The organism is Comamonas testosteroni ATCC 11996, from assembly GCF_000241525.1.
Taxonomy (GTDB): Bacteria; Pseudomonadota; Gammaproteobacteria; order Burkholderiales; family Burkholderiaceae_C; genus Comamonas; species Comamonas testosteroni.
In genome coordinates, this window is sequence record NZ_AHIL01000019.1 from 41,850 (window position 1) to 57,831 (window position 15,982).

The 15,982-nt window shown below is 62.4% G+C and carries 13 protein-coding genes; 2 read left to right on the forward strand and 11 right to left on the reverse strand.

Annotated elements, in window-relative coordinates:
* Positions 1-41: 41 nt before the first annotated feature.
* The 3 genes from CTATCC11996_RS07715 to CTATCC11996_RS07725 form a co-directional block, all read right to left on the reverse strand.
* A complete protein-coding gene (locus CTATCC11996_RS07715) occupies positions 42-4,841 on the reverse strand; it encodes a DUF3320 domain-containing protein (RefSeq protein WP_003074842.1) in 4,800 nt (1,599 codons plus the stop codon).
* A 327-nt stretch (positions 4,842-5,168) separates the two neighbouring features.
* Positions 5,169-5,675 carry a hypothetical protein gene (locus tag CTATCC11996_RS26160; protein ID WP_236597804.1) on the reverse strand — a complete coding sequence of 169 codons (507 nt, stop codon included), beginning with the start codon at positions 5,673-5,675 and terminating at the stop codon, positions 5,169-5,171.
* Positions 5,672-6,961: a DEAD/DEAH box helicase gene (locus CTATCC11996_RS07725; RefSeq protein WP_003074846.1), complete on the reverse strand. Its 1,290-nt coding sequence runs from the start codon at positions 6,959-6,961 to the stop codon at positions 5,672-5,674. The genes CTATCC11996_RS26160 and CTATCC11996_RS07725 overlap by 4 nt, the downstream gene beginning before the upstream one ends.
* A gap of 125 nt (positions 6,962-7,086) precedes the next feature.
* Between CTATCC11996_RS07725 and CTATCC11996_RS07730 the strand changes: the two genes are divergently transcribed.
* Positions 7,087-8,082 carry a quinone oxidoreductase family protein gene (locus CTATCC11996_RS07730; RefSeq protein ID WP_003074848.1) on the forward strand — a complete coding sequence of 332 codons (996 nt, stop codon included), beginning with the start codon at positions 7,087-7,089 and terminating at the stop codon, positions 8,080-8,082.
* 24 nt (positions 8,083-8,106) lie between these two features.
* Here CTATCC11996_RS07730 and CTATCC11996_RS07735 read toward each other — a convergent pair whose 3' ends face one another.
* The 8 genes from CTATCC11996_RS07735 to CTATCC11996_RS07770 form a co-directional block, all read right to left on the reverse strand.
* Positions 8,107-8,511, reverse strand: a complete 405-nt coding sequence (locus CTATCC11996_RS07735; protein WP_003074850.1) for a nuclear transport factor 2 family protein — start codon at positions 8,509-8,511, stop codon at positions 8,107-8,109.
* 264 nt (positions 8,512-8,775) lie between these two features.
* A complete protein-coding gene (locus CTATCC11996_RS07740) occupies positions 8,776-10,086 on the reverse strand; it encodes a citrate synthase (RefSeq protein WP_003063579.1) in 1,311 nt (436 codons plus the stop codon).
* A 30-nt stretch (positions 10,087-10,116) separates the two neighbouring features.
* On the reverse strand, positions 10,117-10,410 hold the full coding sequence (locus tag CTATCC11996_RS07745) for an FAD assembly factor SdhE (protein ID WP_003053208.1): 294 nt from the start codon (positions 10,408-10,410) through the stop codon (positions 10,117-10,119).
* Positions 10,410-11,114 (reverse strand): succinate dehydrogenase iron-sulfur subunit, encoded by a 705-nt coding sequence (locus tag CTATCC11996_RS07750; RefSeq protein ID WP_003053210.1) that lies wholly within the window; start codon positions 11,112-11,114, stop codon positions 10,410-10,412. Before CTATCC11996_RS07750 ends, CTATCC11996_RS07745 begins: the two co-directional genes overlap by 1 nt.
* A 27-nt stretch (positions 11,115-11,141) precedes the next feature.
* The gene (gene sdhA, locus CTATCC11996_RS07755; protein ID WP_003074853.1) at positions 11,142-12,947 is read right to left on the reverse strand and encodes a succinate dehydrogenase flavoprotein subunit; all 1,806 of its coding nucleotides are present in this window, start codon (positions 12,945-12,947) and stop codon (positions 11,142-11,144) included.
* 33 nt (positions 12,948-12,980) lie between these two features.
* Positions 12,981-13,346, reverse strand: a complete 366-nt coding sequence (gene sdhD, locus CTATCC11996_RS07760) for a succinate dehydrogenase, hydrophobic membrane anchor protein (RefSeq protein ID WP_003063575.1) — start codon at positions 13,344-13,346, stop codon at positions 12,981-12,983.
* A 41-nt stretch (positions 13,347-13,387) separates the two neighbouring features.
* The gene (sdhC, locus tag CTATCC11996_RS07765; protein WP_003063573.1) at positions 13,388-13,813 is read right to left on the reverse strand and encodes a succinate dehydrogenase, cytochrome b556 subunit; all 426 of its coding nucleotides are present in this window, start codon (positions 13,811-13,813) and stop codon (positions 13,388-13,390) included.
* A 146-nt stretch (positions 13,814-13,959) separates the two neighbouring features.
* Positions 13,960-14,751: a GntR family transcriptional regulator gene (locus tag CTATCC11996_RS07770; RefSeq protein WP_003074855.1), complete on the reverse strand. Its 792-nt coding sequence runs from the start codon at positions 14,749-14,751 to the stop codon at positions 13,960-13,962.
* 229 nt (positions 14,752-14,980) lie between these two features.
* On the opposite strand from CTATCC11996_RS07770, the gene CTATCC11996_RS07775 reads away from it, so the two are divergent.
* Positions 14,981-15,970 (forward strand): malate dehydrogenase, encoded by a 990-nt coding sequence (locus CTATCC11996_RS07775; RefSeq protein WP_003053219.1) that lies wholly within the window; start codon positions 14,981-14,983, stop codon positions 15,968-15,970.
* The last annotated feature ends 12 nt before the right edge of the window (positions 15,971-15,982 follow it).

A 15,982-nucleotide genomic window follows, 5' to 3' on the forward strand; every position in this document is an offset into this window, starting at 1 on the left:
CCCTGAAGAAAGTCAGGGCGTTTTCATTGCTGACTCGGGACTCAGGTCGGCAGCCGGTACAGCGTCCCGTTGAATGCCACGGCGCCGCTGCCATGCAGCGCATCGAGCTGCGTCAGCACCAGCTCGCGTACCGGCGCGGTGACAGCGCTCAGGCCCAGCAGCCGCGTCACGGCAGCGGGCAGCTCGTCGCGCTGGCCGCCCAGGCTTGTCCTGAGGGCCAGGGCAATCGCTGCACGGATCTCGGCTGGCGGCAGGCAATCGATGCGGCGCAGATTGGCCGAGCCTACTTCTGCGCGATTGCGCACCCGCACCGCTCGTCCCGGCAGGTCGAGAAACTCCCCCTCTGCGGCCAGTGCCTTATCGGTCAGCAGCGATTGACGTGCCTGCTCCAGCGCATCGCGCACGCGGCTGCCGGCGCGTTGCAGACCCCAGAGCGTACGCATGCGGGTGACCAGCTCGTCAAAATGAATCGGTCCTTCCAGCTCCACCGCGCGGCGCATCAGCTGGGCCAGCTGCGCTGTGGATTGCTGATGCAGCTCTCCGGCTGGAACGGCAAAGCGGGCTTCCTGATAGAGGCTGTCGTCAGGGCCGGAGGACGATTCCGTCTCGGCGCTGCCGGCATCGGACTGCGCTGCGCGCTCTACGACTTCTGTGGCTGTCTGTGACTGATAAGTGGCTATTGCCGGCTGAACTGGTTCGGCATCCTTGCGCAGCCTGGCAGCTTCGACGGCTGCCAGCACGCGCTCGGTCTGGGCGCGCGGCTGGCGGAACCAGTCGCAGCCCCAGATGCGCAGCAGCGTCCAGCCCTGGCTCTCCAGCACCGACTGGCGCAGGCGGTCACGGTCGCGCGCGCTGCGGCTGTGGTGATAGCTCATGCCGTCGCACTCGATTCCGAGCAGGTAGCGGCCAGGCTGCTCGGGGTCGACCACGGCCAGGTCGATGAAAAAGCCCGCAATGCCGATCTGAGTCTGCACCTGCAGACCCTGGGCCGTCAGCGCTTCGTACACATCTTCTTCGAGCGGCGATTCCAGATCGCGTCCGCTGACACCGGCCAGGGCCAGCTGACCGGTGGCCGCGTATTGCAGGAATACCTTGAGCGCAGCCACGCCCTTGCCCTTGCCGCGTTCCAGATCGATATCGTCGGCGGTGATGGACGAAAACACCTCGCAGCGCTGCTTGGCGCGCGAGATCAGTACGTTCAGGCGGCGCTCGCCTCCGTCGGCGCTCACCGGACCGAAGCGCATGGGCAGATAGCCCTGCGCGTTGCGCGCATAGGCCACCGAGATGAAGATCACATCGCGCTCGTCGCCCTGCACGTTTTCCAGGTTCTTGATGAAGAAGGGTTCGTCGGGATGGGCGGCAAAAAAGGGCTCGGCCTCGGGCTGCTGGCGACGCAGCAGTTCCAGCTCGTCCTGAATGGCGACTTTTTGCTGCAACGAAAAAGCGGCCACGCCCAGGCTGAGCTGCGGCGACTGCTGTGCGTGCTCCATGATGGCGCGTGCAATGGTCTGGGCCTCGACGCGGTTGATGCGGCTGGCGCCGCTGTCAAAGCGGCCTTCGGGCAGATGGTGAAAGCGCAGCCCCATGCCCGAGCGGGCCGTGAACGGGCTGGGCACGACGTAAAGGCCGCTGTTGTAGAACTGCTGGTTGGACACCGCAATCAGCGACTGGTGGCGGCTGCGGTAGTGCCAGCGCAGCATGAGCTGGGGCATGCCCTTGGCCAGACACAGGCTCAGGATGCTCTCCACATCGGCTGCTGTGGCGATGAACTGGCTGGCGTCCCCATTCTCGTCCTCGTCGTCGAAGTCGTCCTGCTCGCTGGTCATGCGTGAGAAAAATCGCGTGGGCGGCAACTGCCGGTCATCGCCCACCACCACCAGTTGCTTGCAGCGGGCGATGGCGCCCAGCGCATCCACGGGCTCGATCTGGCTGGCTTCGTCAATCACCAGCAGATCGAACTCGACCGCACCAGGTTCCAGAAACTGGGCTACGGACAGCGGGCTCATCATGAACACGGGCTTGATGGCCTGGACGGCTTCGCCAGCGAGCTTGAACAGCTTGCGCAGCGGCATATGGCCGCGCTTGCGCGCAATCTCGCCATTGAGCACGCCAAGCGGTCCCATGCCGGATGCGCTGCGCGGCACCTGCTCGTAATGCGAGAGTGCCGACTGGGCGCGCGCGAGTTCGATGCGCTCCAGATCCAGCCCCCGGAACTGGCGTACCTTCTGGCTGTGCTGATCGCCGTTGAACGCAACCAGCTCGGGGTGAGCCTGAGTGGCCTGACGCAGCAGCGCTTCGTAATAAGCGCGCTCGAGGACGGCGGGCAGGGCATCTTGTGCAATGGATTCATTCTCGAGCTGCTGCACCAGGGGGGCCATGCCGGCCGCACGCGCCTGCTCACGGGTGGCGTGGTAGGAGGTCCAGTCCAGCAAGGCGTTGGGCTCGGCGACCCATTGCGCAAGGCGCTCGCCAAAGTCGGTCAGCGCAATGCGGGCCAGGTCGGCGGCGCCAAAGGCTTCCTGCGTATCGAGCTGGTAGCCGCTCAGCAAGCTTTGCGCAGAGCCCTCGAATGCCTGCAGCGATGCATCGGCCTTGGCGGCCAGATCCGCGCAATGTGCGGGCGATGGCAACTGGGCATAGAGCTGGCGAAAGGCGGCACTGCGCCCCTGCCCGTCGGGGCCCGTCATCCAGCCCAGCACGGCCTGCAATTGCGCCCAGTTGCTTTGCTCGCCCTGCCACAGGCTGCCAAAGGCATTGGCCCCCAGGGTCTGCTGCTGGCTCAGGCTCTGGCGCAGTTGCTGGGCTTCGATCAGGCTGTCGAGCAGGTTCAGACGTTCTGCACGCGAGCTCGGCAATGTCGTCTTGAGCTGGCCCTTGAGGCTGGCCATCGCTGCGCGGTAGCCGCCGTTGAAAATGCGAAACAGCGAGTCGCCATGTGCTGCGATGCTCTGGCGTGGGGCGTTCCAGTCCGCCGTCCAGGCGGATTCGGCAAAGCTGCTGCGCAGGTTCTGTGCCTGCCGGCTGAACTGGGCGCCGCATTCGAGCAGCTTGTGCAACTGGTCCAGGCCCTGATCCCAGATGCTGCTGGCGACGGCCTGCCGGTCTATGGCCGGGGCACTGGCGAGCTGTTGCGCCAGCGTGATCTGCGCATGCAGGGTCTGAATGGTTTGCGCTGCCGGTGCGCTCAGGGATTGCGCCAGCAGCGCACCGTCCTGCTGCAACTGGGCCAGCTTTGCTTGCAGCGCCGGCAGTTGCTGCTCAAAACGTTGTGCATCCAGCTTGAGCAGTGCCGGGTGGCATACGCCGCGCCACGGGTGCCCGGTCACCGGACTCACCTTGGACGCAGCCTGGCGCAGCGCTTCGGCAATCTGCTGGCGTGAACGAAAGTCCTCGGGCGACCAGTTCTGTGCGCCTTGCAGCAGATCTGGCAGATGCGCGATCTGCACCGCATCCAGTCGCGCCAGCTGGCCCAGGATCTGGTAGGGCGTGAGTGCGCAGGGCGCGAGCGCCTGATGCATGGTCCGGCTGTGCGAGTTGAGCTGCTGCTGCACGTTGCTCAGCTCATGGATGATCTGCTCGCGGTGCTCCACACGCGGCCTGCCCAGATCGCGCGTGGCCTTGAGCTCCTCCAGCACCTTGCGCTTGTTGGCATGGTGGCTGTGCAGTTCCAGACAGGCGGGCCCCAGGCCCACGGATTTGAGGCGGCGGTTGACCACCTCCAGCGCGGCCATCTTCTCTGAGATGAACAGCACTTTCTTGCCGTCGGCAATCGCTGCCGCAATCACGTTCGTGATGGTCTGGGACTTGCCCGTGCCCGGCGGGCCCTGGATGACGAGGTTTTCGCCTCGGCGCACGGCTTCGATGGCCAGTGACTGCGAGCTGTCCGCATCGACCACATGGCGCTGGCTGTCCACGGGGATCAGCTGGTCGACATCGGCGTCTTCGGGGAACAGATGTTCGCGTGCCTCAAAGCCGTCCTGCAGTGCGGCGGCAATCAGCGCCTGCCGCTCGAGCTGCTTCTCCGGTGGCCAGGTCGCAGTGTCCAGATCGCGGTACATCAGGAACTTGGCAAAGCTGAAAAAACCCAGCGTCATGGCGTCGGGCATCACTTGCCAGCCGGGCTGGGCTGCGGCCATGGTGGCGACCGCGGCCAGGTAGGCGCGGGGATCGAAGTCGTCGCCAGCATTGAATTCGGGCAGCTCGAGGCCAAAGTCGGCCTTGAGCTTGGCGGCCAGCGACAGGTTCTCCGCCGCATCCTCCTGCAACCAGGACAGGGTGAAGCGTTCGGCCGCGCTTTTGCGCTCCAGTGCCACGGGCAGCAGAATCAGCGGCGCAAAACGCGGCTTGTCGGGGGCATTGCGGTCGAACCACTGCAACTGACCCAGCGCCAGAAACAGGATGTTGACGCCCTGTTCCTCGATGAAGGTGCGGGCATCGGAGTACATGTCCAGCAGCCGGCGCTGCAGCTTCTCGCTGGACAGGCGCGTCTGCAGCTTCAGGTCACGATGGCGCTGGGCCACACCGCGCGCATCGAGCTGCTCGTCGACGCCCTCCTCGGGCTGGGGCAGGGCGAGGGCGGTCTGTGTCTCTTGTTCCTCGGCCGGGCCGGCGGCTACTTGCTCCTCCTCCTCGGTCCTGGCGGGCGCAAAGCTCATGGCTTTGCTTTCGCCCGCCAGCAGGCGATAGACCTCGTCCGTGCGCTCATCCGCAAAATGCAGCACGCGTGCCGTGGCGGCCTGAGGCAGGCTCAGCAGCCGGTTGCGTGTGGACAGGTCAAGCAGCGCCTGGCGGCTTTTTTCGAGCTGGCGGGTGATGAGGGCGAAATTCGAGTCTGCGTGCATGGGGTATCAAAAAGCACAGTGAGCTGCCACTTTAGCGTGCTCACTGGTGCAGCCAATGCGGATTGGCAATGAGCGCACTGCAGACCTACCCGTTTTACAAATTGGTCACAGTTTCCAGCCCAGCTCAAGCGCAATGAAAGCCGAGCATTGGTCCCTGGTCTTCGGTGCAGCGCGGACCGTAATGCTGTAACGATCACCCTGCCTGCGCACCAGGGCTCTGGCGGTCGCCATGACGGGGCGTGTGTAGTTGGTGCGCAAACGGGCATCAACGCCAGAGTGCAGATCGCCAAAAGTCAGCGGCGTGTACTCGCCTGTGGCGTAGGTGCTTCAGGGGCTATGCCGGGGCGATGGAAGCCGGCCTGCAAGGACAAATTGCTGGGAAACGCATAGTCTGATGCCCAGACCCAGATTTTCCTCGTTCCATTTCTTGCCATTTCTTGCCACGTTGCCGTTCGCTGAAATGAAGGCTGACGGTGTGCAGCTTGCGGCGTGCTGATTGATATGCCAGGCGTCTTCCGGCTGGCTGGCCTGGGCAGGTTGATTGACCTGGGCAAACTGATTGGTCTTGGCAGTCTGATCGGCTTTGTCGACCTGGGCTGCGGAGCAGGCAATGACGATGCTCGACCCTGCCAGTGCTTTCAACGATTTCATTGCCGCTGCCCCCCGCATCGCTTCACAGGCTCCTGCAAGACAGGTCAGTGACATCCCTGGCTCGCTTTCGCCGTGCTGTCCGGCCTGATAGAAGGCGGTTTCTGTCAGACGTAAAAAAGGCCGCAGGAGCGGCCTTGTCGCAAGTGAGGCTTGGAGTGCCGGGCTCTGCAGCCGATTGGTCAATCGGCTGGCTTCTGCTTTGCAGCCGCAGCGCGCAGCTTGTCCTTCTTGCTGGGCCTGCGGCCCTTGATGCCGCCATTGCCATCCTGCGCAACTGGCGGCGGTGGCAGGGCTTCGGTAGGCTCAAAGCCCTGGATCTGCTCCAGATCGATCTCGAGCTGGTTGCGCTTGCAGATCAGTTGCCAGTGCGCAGTGTCGGCGGGGCTTACAAAGGTGATGGCGCAACCCGCGTGCCCTGCGCGGCCCGTGCGGCCAATTCTATGAATATAGTCGGCGGGCGAGCGAGGCAGGTCGTAGTTGATGACCGTAGGCAGCTGTGCGATATCGATGCCGCGCGCGGCCAGATCGGTGGTGATGAGCAGCTGCCAGCGCTTGGCCTTGAACTGGTCGAGCACATCCTTGCGCGCGCCCTGGCTCATATCGCCGTGGAAGGTGGTGGCGTAGATGCCTGCCTTGTAGAGCTTGTCGGCCAGCATTTCGGCGGTGTGGCGCTTGGCGACAAAGACCAGGGCTCGCTCCCATTCGGGCTGGTTCTCGCCCTGCGTGACGAGCTGGCGCAGCAGCTGGGTGCGGCGGGTGCTGTCCACGGCAATGGCGCGCTGGCTGATGTTCTCGGGGCTGCTCGAATGCTCGGCAGTCTGGTCGGCATCGACCTGCACCCGAACGGGGTCGTGCAGAAGGCGGGCGGCCAGCGCCTCCACGTTCTGCGGGAAGGTGGCCGACAACAGCAGGGTCTGGCGTTTGGCGGGCAGCAGGGCCAGCACGCGGTTGAGTTCCTCGGCAAAGCCCTGGTCCAGCAGGCGATCCGCTTCGTCCAGCACCAGATGCTGCACCGCGTTCAGGCGCACGGCATTGTTCTCCACCAGATCCAGCAGGCGGCCCGGCGTGGCGACCAGAAAGTCGGCGCTGCCGCGCAGCTGCATCATCTGCGGGTTGATGGAGACACCGCCATAGACCACGCGGCTGCGTGGTTGCTCACGCAACTGGCGTGTGATGTCGCTCAGGCTTTCATGCACCTGCAGGGCCAGCTCGCGCGTGGGCACCAGAATCAGGGTGGCCAGCGGTCGCACAAAGCCGGTGTGGCCGCGCTTTTGCGCCAGCCAGGCCTGCAGCAGAGGCAACAGATAGGCCATGGTCTTGCCCGAGCCTGTGGGCGCGCAGGCCCAGAGATCACGCCCGGCCAGCACGGCGGGGATGGCCTCGGTCTGAATCGGCGTCGCGTCGCGCAGACCCAGGTCGAGTGTGGCATCCAGAAGCTCGGCGCGCAGGCCTAGTGGGGCAAAAGACATAGAAGAATCAATAGCGGTGTGCAGGAGGCGCATTGTGCGGGAATTGCCGCGTCGCAGCGAGGCGCAGGGACAAGCGCGGCGGCAGGCTACATTCGGAGGATTCCAACCATCAAGGAGCGCAAGCCATGATTCAGGCCACGCATCAAGCCATTGTCATGACGGAGTACGGAGGCCCCGAGGTCCTGAAGATCGCCTCGGTCGACTCGCAGCCGCTGGCGGCCGGTCAGGTGCGCGTGCGGCACACGCGCATTGGCGTGAACTTTCACGATATCTATGTGCGCTCCGGGCTTTACAAGACGCTGGCGCTGCCAGGCACGCCCGGCATCGAAGCCGTGGGAGTGGTGGCCGAGGTCGGGCAGGGCGTGAGCCGCTTCAGGCCCGGTGACCGGGTCTGCTATGTCTCTGGCGCCTATTCCATCTACGCCGCCGAGCGCGTGATTTCGCATGATGAGCTGATTGCCGTGCCCGATGACCTCAGCGATGCGCTGGTCGCATCCAGCCTGCTGCGCGGACTGACGGCCGATGTGCTGCTGCACCGGGTGGCCCGGGTAAGCCAGGGATCTCGGATTCTGGTGCAGGCCGCCGGTGGCGGCATGGGGCAGATTCTGAGCCAGTGGGCAACGCAGCTGGGCGCCATGGTGATCGGCACGGCAGGCAGCGATGCCACGGCCAAGAAAGCCGATCAGGCCGGTTGTGTGGAGGTGATCCGCTATCGCGGTGCGGGCGCTCAGGATGTGGCTGCGCGTGTACAGCAGCTGACCGGCGGCGAAGGCGTGGATGTGGCTTATGACGGCGTGGGCAAGGACAGCTTCGACGCCTCGCTGGCAAGTCTGGGCATCGGCGGTCAGTTGGTGATGTACGGGCAGTCGTCGGGCCCGGTGCCGCCGCTGGAGATTGCACGTCTGTCCGCCAAGTCGAACAGCGTGTGCCGGCCCATGGTGTTTCACTTTGTCAAAAAGCCCAGGGAGCGCGATGCCATGGCCGCGCGCCTGTTCGAGGCGCTGCGCAAAAAGCATTTCCGCATGGGCGAGTCGCAGGAGTTTGCACTGGCCGATGCCGCGCAGGCCCACCGGCAACTGGAGGCGCATGGCGCCCAGCAGCCCATCTTGCTCGTGCCTTGACGGGGGCTGTCTGCGTTAGCGGTCTTATTGCGCGCCGGCTTGGGGTCGTGGCAGATAGACCTCGTGCCACAGGCTGACTTTTCCATGCTCGTCAAAGCGCATGAGCAGCATGGCGACAAAGTGCTGGGCGCTGCCATCTGCCTTGGTGATGCAGACATTCATGGAAAAGACCACGGAGTCCTCGTCGGCCGTGGTGTGCCGGATGTCGTAGCGAATGCCTTCCATGTCCTGCTTCATGCCTTCGAGAAACTCGCGATAGCTCTCGAGGTCGGCCGCATAGTGGCGGCCATTGGGCTCGACCACGAATCGCTCGGCAAAGCATTCGGCGACTTGCTCGCGGCTCAGCGTGGTGTGGCGGTTCAGGTGGCGCTGGTTCCAGTCCAGCACGGCGTGGGCCAGTTCCAGATTGCGTTGTCGTTGTGCATGCATGAAGAGCAGTATAGAAGAGCCGATTCCGGGTCTGCTTGGCATTTCTGACTCGGATTGATTCATGAATTTTTATAGCGGATAGCGCATGCTATAAAAGGATTTCATGGTGATTTAAATCTGAAATCATTATGGGTAAAGCGCAAGAAGCTATGCTTTTTTGTCAAATGCCGAGATTGCAAGCTCACGTAAAAAAGCCCGCGGACTTTGCAGTCTGCGGGCTTTTTGCCACCCTGAGACCCGGAAATCCGGGCCTGGGCGTGCCGATCAACGCTGAGCGATAGGCTTGACGTCGCGCGACACGGAGCCGGTGAACAGCTGGCGAGGACGACCGATCTTGTACTCGGGGTCGGCCATTTGTTCGTTGAGCTGAGCGATCCAGCCCACGGTGCGGGCCAGAGCGAAGATGCCGGTGAACAGGTTGACGGGGATGCCGATGGCGCGCTGCACGATGCCGGAGTAGAAGTCCACGTTGGGGTAGAGCTTGCGCTGGACGAAGTAGTCGTCTTCCAGGGCAATCTTTTCCAGCTTCTTGGCCAGGGCGAACAGGGGATCGTTTTCCAGACCCAGCTCGGCCAGGATTTCGTTGCAGGTTTCCTGCATCAGCTTGGCGCGGGGGTCGTAGTTCTTGTAGACGCGGTGGCCAAAGCCCATCAGCTTCACGCCGCTGGTCTTGTCCTTGACCTGTTCCATGAACTCGCCGACCTTCTCGATGCCGCCGTTGGCTTGGATGCCTTCCAGCATGTTCAGGCAGGCTTCGTTGGCGCCGCCGTGGGCAGGGCCCCACAGACAAGCCACGCCAGCGGAGATGGCCGCGAAGGGGTTGGTGCCCGACGAGCCGCACAGACGCACGGTGGAGGTCGAAGCGTTCTGCTCGTGGTCTGCGTGCAGGATGAAGATGCGGTCCAGAGCGCGCTCAACCACGGGGTTGACCTTGTACTCTTCGCAGGGGTTGCCGAACATCATGCGCATGAAGTTGCCGGCATACGACAGGTCGTTCTTGGGGTACATGTAGGGCTGGCCCATACCGTACTTGTATGCCATGGCGACCAGCGTAGGCATCTTGGCGATCAGGCGGATCGCGGCGATGTTGCGGTGCTCTGGGTTGGTGATGTCGGTGCTGTCGTGGTAGAAGGCCGACATGCCGCCCACCAGACCGGTCAGCACGGCCATGGGGTGAGCGTCACGACGGAAGCCGCGCAGGAAGAACTGCATCTGCTCGTTGACCATGGTGTGCTTGGTCACCAGCTCTTCGAAGTTGGCCTTTTCCTTCTCGTTGGGCAGCTCCCCGTACAGCAGCAGGTAGCAGGTTTCCAGGAAGTTGCAGTTCTTGGCCAGTTGTTCGATGGGGTAGCCGCGGTACAGCAGCTCGCCCTTGTCGCCATCGATGTAGGTGATGGCGGATTGGCAGGCGGCGGTAGAGAGGAAGCCCGGGTCATACGTGAACATGCCAGTCTGGGCATAGAGCTTGCGGATGTCGATCACATCCGGGCCGATATTGCCCTGGTACACCGGCATTTCCACACTGGGAGCGCCATTGCTGAAAGACAGCGTTGCTTTGTTGTCAGCGAGTTTCATTTCCAAACTTCCTTCTCTAGTTTGCCTAGCCTACTGGGGACAGTTACCGGGCTGGCGCTTGCGCACCATCTCCAGCACTTCCCTGACTTCTTGGGTATCGAGTTGTCCTTCAGGTTCCTTGCGGCGCAAGAAAAGATCCATCAGGTCGTTGTCTGCCAGATCCATCAAGGCAGACAGGCCAGTCGCGTGTCTCCGCGTGAGCTGGCTTCCGTAGGTGGCGAAGAACTGCTCGATGAACAGATCGTTCTCAACCAGACCACGGCGGCTGCGCCACCTCAGCAGGTCGCGCTCACGTTCGTCGAGCAGAGTATTCGTCATCAGCATCAGACGGTTCGACGAACCATCAGCTCCTTGATCTTGCCAATGGCTGCAGTGGGGTTCAGGTGCTTGGGGCACACGTCCACGCAGTTCATGATGGTGTGGCAACGGAAGAGGCGGTAAGGATCTTCCAGGTTGTCAAGGCGCTCGCCCGTGGCTGTGTCGCGGCTGTCCGCGATGAAGCGGTAAGCCTGCAGCAGACCGGCCGGGCCCACGAACTTGTCGGGGTTCCACCAGAACGAGGGGCAGCTGGTGGAGCAGCTGGCGCACAGAATGCACTCGTACAGGCCGTTGAGCTCTTCGCGCTCTTCGGGCGACTGCAGGCGCTCCTTGCTGGGCGAGGCGTAGACATCGCTTTGCAGGTAGGGCTTGATCGAGTGGTACTGCTTGAAGAACTGGGTCATGTCCACGATCAGGTCGCGGATCACGGGCAGGCCGGGCAGGGGCTTGAGAACGATGTCGCCCTTGAGGGTGTTCATGTTCGTCAGGCAGGCCAGACCGTTCTTGCCGTTGATGTTCATGGCGTCGGAGCCGCACACGCCTTCACGGCAGGAGCGACGGAAGGCAATGGAGGGGTCCATGGCCTTGAGCTTGACCAGGGCGTCCAGCAGCATGCGCTCGTGACCGTCCAGCTCCACTTGCACGGTTTGCATGTAGGGCTTGGCGTCTTTGTCCGGATCGTAGCGGTAGATTTTGAATGTGCGCTTCATTTTGATCTTCTCTCGTGGGCTGCTGAATTAGAACGTGCGGACCTTGGGAGGAACGCTGGCAACGGTCAGGGGCTTGAGGTTCACAGGCTTGTAGGACAGGCTGTTGGTGGCGCTGTCCCACAGGGTGTGCTTGAGCCATTCCTTGTCGTTGCGGCCCAGGGGGAATTCGGCGTGGTCGGCAGGGTGCTCGTAGTCGTACACGGTGTGTGCGCCACGGCATTCCTTGCGGGCTGCGGCCGAGGTCATGGTGGCTTGTGCCACTTCGATCAGGTTGTCCACTTCCAGGGCTTCCATGCGAGCGGTGTTCCACACCATGGACTTGTCCTTCAGGGTCACGGAGCCGACCTTGTCGCGGATTGCGTTGATCTTTTCCACGCCTTCGTCCATGCTCTTTTGCGTGCGGAACACGCCAGCGTGGGTCTGCATGGATTGGCGGATCTCGCCGGCGACGTCCTGGGCGTAGGTGCCGTCCTTGGAGTCTTGCAGCTGGTTGAGGCGGGCCAGGGTGCGCTCGGCGCCGTCGGCGGGCACTTCGTGGTGAGCGCCGAAGCCGTTGACGAATTCCACGATGTGCTTGCCGGCAGACTTGCCGAAGACCAGCAGGTCCAGCAGCGAGTTGGTGCCCAGGCGGTTGGCGCCGTGCACGGACACGCACGAGCATTCGCCCACGGCGTAGAGGCCGCTCACCACATTGTTCTGCTGGCCATCCCAGACCACGACCTGACCGTTGATGTTGGTGGGGATGCCGCCCATCTGGTAGTGGATGGTGGGAACCACGGGAATGGGTTCCTTGGTGATGTCCACATTGGCGAAGTTGTGGCCGATTTCTTCCACGGAAGGCAGACGCTTGCGGATGGTTTCGGCACCCAGGTGGTCCAGCTTCATCAGGATGTAGTCCTTGTTGGGACCGCAGCCGCGACCTTCCTTGATTTCCTGGTCCATCGAACGCGACACGAAGTCACGTGGTGCCAGATCCTTCAGCGTGGGAGCGTAGCGCTCCATGAAGCGCTCGCCTTCGCTGTTGAGCAAAATGGCGCCTTCGCCGCGGCAGCCTTCGGTCAGCAGCACGCCGGCACCGGCCACGCCGGTGGGGTGGAACTGCCAGAACTCCATGTCCTGCAGAGGAATGCCTGCGCGAGCAGCCATGCCCAGGCCGTCACCGGTGTTGATGAAGGCGTTGGTCGATGCCTGGAAGATACGGCCGGCACCGCCGGTGGCCAGCAGCACGGCCTTGGCGTGCAGCTCGTACAGATCGCCGGTTTCCAGTTCCAGTGCGGTCACGCCGACCACATCGCCCTGGGTGTTGCGGATCAGGTCCAGCGCCATCCACTCCACGAAGAAGTTGGTCTTGGACTTGACGTTCTGCTGGTACAGCGTGTGCAGCATGGCGTGACCGGTACGGTCAGCGGCAGCGCAGGCGCGTTGCACGGGCTTTTCGCCGTAGTTGGCGGTGTGGCCGCCGAAGGGACGCTGGTAGATGGTGCCGTCGGCATTGCGGTCGAAAGGCATGCCGAAGTGCTCGAGCTCGATCACGACGTTCGGTGCTTCACGGCACATGAACTCGATGGCGTCCTGGTCGCCCAGCCAGTCGGAGCCCTTGATGGTGTCGTAGAAGTGATAGTGCCAGTTGTCTTCGCTCATGTTGCCCAGCGAAGCGGACACGCCGCCTTGAGCAGCCACAGTGTGCGAGCGAGTGGGGAAAACCTTGGACAGCGAGGCGACGGACAGACCGGCGCGCGACAGTTCCAGCGCAGCGCGCAGGCCGGAGCCGCCGGCACCGACGATCACGACGTCAAACTTGCGCTTGGTGATATTTGCTTTGGAGTAGCTCATTCTTAACCTTCAATCGTGGAGACTGTGTCTCAATCAGAGACGCCACAGAACCTGGATGCCCCAGCCGATGCAGCCGACCAGCCAGACAATGGTGACCACTTGCAGTGCAAGGCGCAGGCCCACGGGCTTGACGTAGTCCATCCAGATGTCACGCACGCCGATCCAGGCATGCCAGCCCAGAGCCACGAAGAGGGCCAGGGTCAGAAACTTCATCCACTGGGGAGCAAAAATGCCAGCCCACTGCTCGTAGCCCACGGGGCCGCCGACCGTCAGAAAGCGCACCAGCAGCACAACGGTGTACAGAGCCATCAGGACGGCAGTAGAGCGTTGAGCCAGAAAGTCGCGGGTGCCGTAGTGCGCACCGACAACAGTACGCTTGGAGCCGTAATTCACGGACATGGTTGTTTCCTTATCGTGAGGTGTTATTGACTGGACGCTGATCAGTACAGACCGAACAGCTTGGCGCCAAGCACCACGGTCAGGGCAACGCTGATGCACAGCACGACTGCGGCGGTGGACTTGCCGGTCTGCTTGTTCACGGCGTGGTGGTTCACGTCCATCACCAGATGGCGGACACCTGCGCAGAAGTGGTGCAGATAGGCCCAGATCAGTGCCAGGCAGACGAGCTTGGCAAACCAGCCGAAGGGACCTGCGAATACCGACGTGAAGGAATCAAACGAAATTTCCGACGAGATCGAGTTGTCGAACATCCAGATGATGAACGGCAGCAGGATCGCCATCAGCAGGCCGCTGACGCGGTGCAGGATGGACACGATGCCTGCCAGGGGCAGGCGATAGGTCGGTAGGTCCGAGAAGAAGTTGATATTGCGGAACTCTGGCCGCTGTTTTGCTTTTTGCTCTGTCATGGCAGGGTACTTTCGTGGATGTAACTGCGTTGTAATCGCTAGTGCGAAGCGACACAAAATTCTATTGCAATGCAGCAGAATCCGTTAGCCGAATTTGCATAGCAGATGATTGGGCTCTGTTGCAATCAACGCTTTTACGGGGGGATTCAGTTCAAAGCATTGCGGTAATGATGGGTGTCGGTGCGGTACAGGCCGCGTCGTAACTCCATTGGAGCATCGTTGTATGTGTAAGCAGTTCGCTCCACGCTGAGCAGCGGCGTGGTGCTGGGAATGTTCAGCAGCTGGGCTTGCTCGGCATCCGGGAGAACGGCGCGAATTTTCTCGTCGGCCCGCACCATGCGCACGCCATAGTCGAGTTCGAACATGGCGTAAGTGGGGCCCTGGTAGTTGGACATCTGCTCGGTCGTCAGCCCCTTGAAGGCGTTGCCAGGCAGCCAGATGTCTTCCAAAATAGTCGGGATTGCGGCAAAGGACAGGGTGCGGCGCACATGCATCACGGCGTCGCCGGTGCGCAGGGCCAGGGCTCGGGCCACTTCTGCAGGCGCGCGCAGGCGGCGGCATTCCAGAATGTGGCGCTCTGCGCGGCCTTCGCCCTGCAGGTCGCCGGCATCGGGGCGCAGATTCAGAAAGCGGTACTGCACCTGCTGGGCGGCGTGAGTGGCCACAAACGTGCCCTTGCCCTGACGGCGCATGACCAGATTTTCGGCGGCCAGTTCATCGATTGCCTTGCGTACCGTGCCCTGGCTGACCTTGAAGCGGGCTGCCAGCTCCATTTCACTGGGGATCAGTTCTCCGGGGCGCCATTCGCCAGCTTCCAGGCTTTGCAGGATCAGCCCCTTGATCTGCTGGTACAGAGGGCTGAAGGCTGGGGTGGAGACGCCGGCGCCACCGCTATGGCTGGCGTTGTTGTCCGGGGCTGTGTTGTGGGGGCTGGGCATAGTTGGTTTTGAAGGTATCGCCTCCGCGATGCGATGCACAAAAACAGTCGATTTGACTCTGGTCGCTAAGTGAAGATCATATCTTATATAAGACATAAGACAAATTGACCGGGCTTTGATTTCAGCAGTACACTTGCCGCATGTTTGCGGAGCTTGCGCTACTGGTGGTTACGCTGGTGCCGCCTGGCGCCCATAACATCTCACTTTTTTCCAATCTTGGAGTTTCACCATGAGCAAGAAGCCCGTCCGTGTCGCCGTTACCGGCGCAGCTGGCCAAATCGGTTACGCCCTGTTGTTCCGCATCGCCTCCGGCGAAATGCTGGGTAAAGATCAGCCCGTTATTCTGCAACTGCTGGAAATCCCCGACGAAAAGGCTCAAAACGCTCTGAAGGGCGTGATCATGGAGCTGGAAGACTGCGCCTTCCCTCTGCTGGCCGGCATCGAAGCCCACGCCGACCCCATGACCGCCTTCAAGGACACCGACTACGCTCTGCTGGTGGGCGCCCGTCCTCGTGGCCCCGGCATGGAACGTGCTGACCTGCTGGCTGCCAACGCCCAGATCTTCACCGCCCAGGGCAAGGCTCTGAACGCCGTGGCTTCGCGCAATGTCAAGGTTCTGGTTGTGGGTAACCCCGCCAACACCAACGCCTACATCGCCATGAAGTCGGCTCCCGATCTGCCCGCCAAGAACTTCACCGCCATGCTGCGCCTGGACCACAACCGCGCTGCTTCCCAGCTGGCTGCCAAGGGCGGCTTCAAGGTTGGCGACATCAGGAAGCTGACTGTGTGGGGCAACCACTCGCCCACCATGTACGCCGACTACCGCTTCGCCACCGTGGACGGCAAGTCCGTGAAGGAAGCCATCAACGACCAGGAATGGAATGCCAACGTGTTCCTGCCCACCGTGGGCAAGCGCGGCGCAGCCATCATCGCTGCTCGCGGCCTGTCGTCGGCTGCTTCGGCTGCCAACGCTGCCATCGACCACATGCGTGACTGGGCCCTGGGCTCCAACGGCGAATGGGTCACCATGGGCGTGCCTTCCAACGGCGAGTACGGCATCCCCGCCGGTATCGTGTTCGGTTTCCCCGTGACCACCACGGCTGACGGCGAATACAAGATCGTCGAAGGTCTGGAAATCGATGCCTTCTCGCAAGAGTGCATCAACAAGACTCTGGCTGAGCTGCAAGGCGAGCAAGACGGCGTCAAGCACCTGCTGTAATCAGCGCAAAAC

Coding starts and splice junctions, on each gene's coding strand:
- CTATCC11996_RS07750 (WP_003053210.1), bottom strand. CDS start 11,114: ATGAAGCGCACATTCAAAATCTACCGCTACGATCCGGACAAAGACGCC.
- sdhA (WP_003074853.1), bottom strand. CDS start 12,947: ATGAGCTACTCCAAAGCAAATATCACCAAGCGCAAGTTTGACGTCGTG.
- CTATCC11996_RS07775 (WP_003053219.1), top strand. CDS start 14,981: ATGAGCAAGAAGCCCGTCCGTGTCGCCGTTACCGGCGCAGCTGGCCAA.
- CTATCC11996_RS07770 (WP_003074855.1), bottom strand. CDS start 14,751: ATGCCCAGCCCCCACAACACAGCCCCGGACAACAACGCCAGCCATAGC.
- CTATCC11996_RS07735 (WP_003074850.1), bottom strand. CDS start 8,511: ATGCATGCACAACGACAACGCAATCTGGAACTGGCCCACGCCGTGCTG.
- CTATCC11996_RS07715 (WP_003074842.1), bottom strand. CDS start 4,841: ATGCACGCAGACTCGAATTTCGCCCTCATCACCCGCCAGCTCGAAAAA.
- CTATCC11996_RS07740 (WP_003063579.1), bottom strand. CDS start 10,086: ATGAAACTCGCTGACAACAAAGCAACGCTGTCTTTCAGCAATGGCGCT.
- CTATCC11996_RS07725 (WP_003074846.1), bottom strand. CDS start 6,961: ATGTCTTTTGCCCCACTAGGCCTGCGCGCCGAGCTTCTGGATGCCACA.
- sdhC (WP_003063573.1), bottom strand. CDS start 13,813: ATGACAGAGCAAAAAGCAAAACAGCGGCCAGAGTTCCGCAATATCAAC.
- CTATCC11996_RS07730 (WP_003074848.1), top strand. CDS start 7,087: ATGATTCAGGCCACGCATCAAGCCATTGTCATGACGGAGTACGGAGGC.
- sdhD (WP_003063575.1), bottom strand. CDS start 13,346: ATGTCCGTGAATTACGGCTCCAAGCGTACTGTTGTCGGTGCGCACTAC.
- CTATCC11996_RS07745 (WP_003053208.1), bottom strand. CDS start 10,410: ATGCTGATGACGAATACTCTGCTCGACGAACGTGAGCGCGACCTGCTG.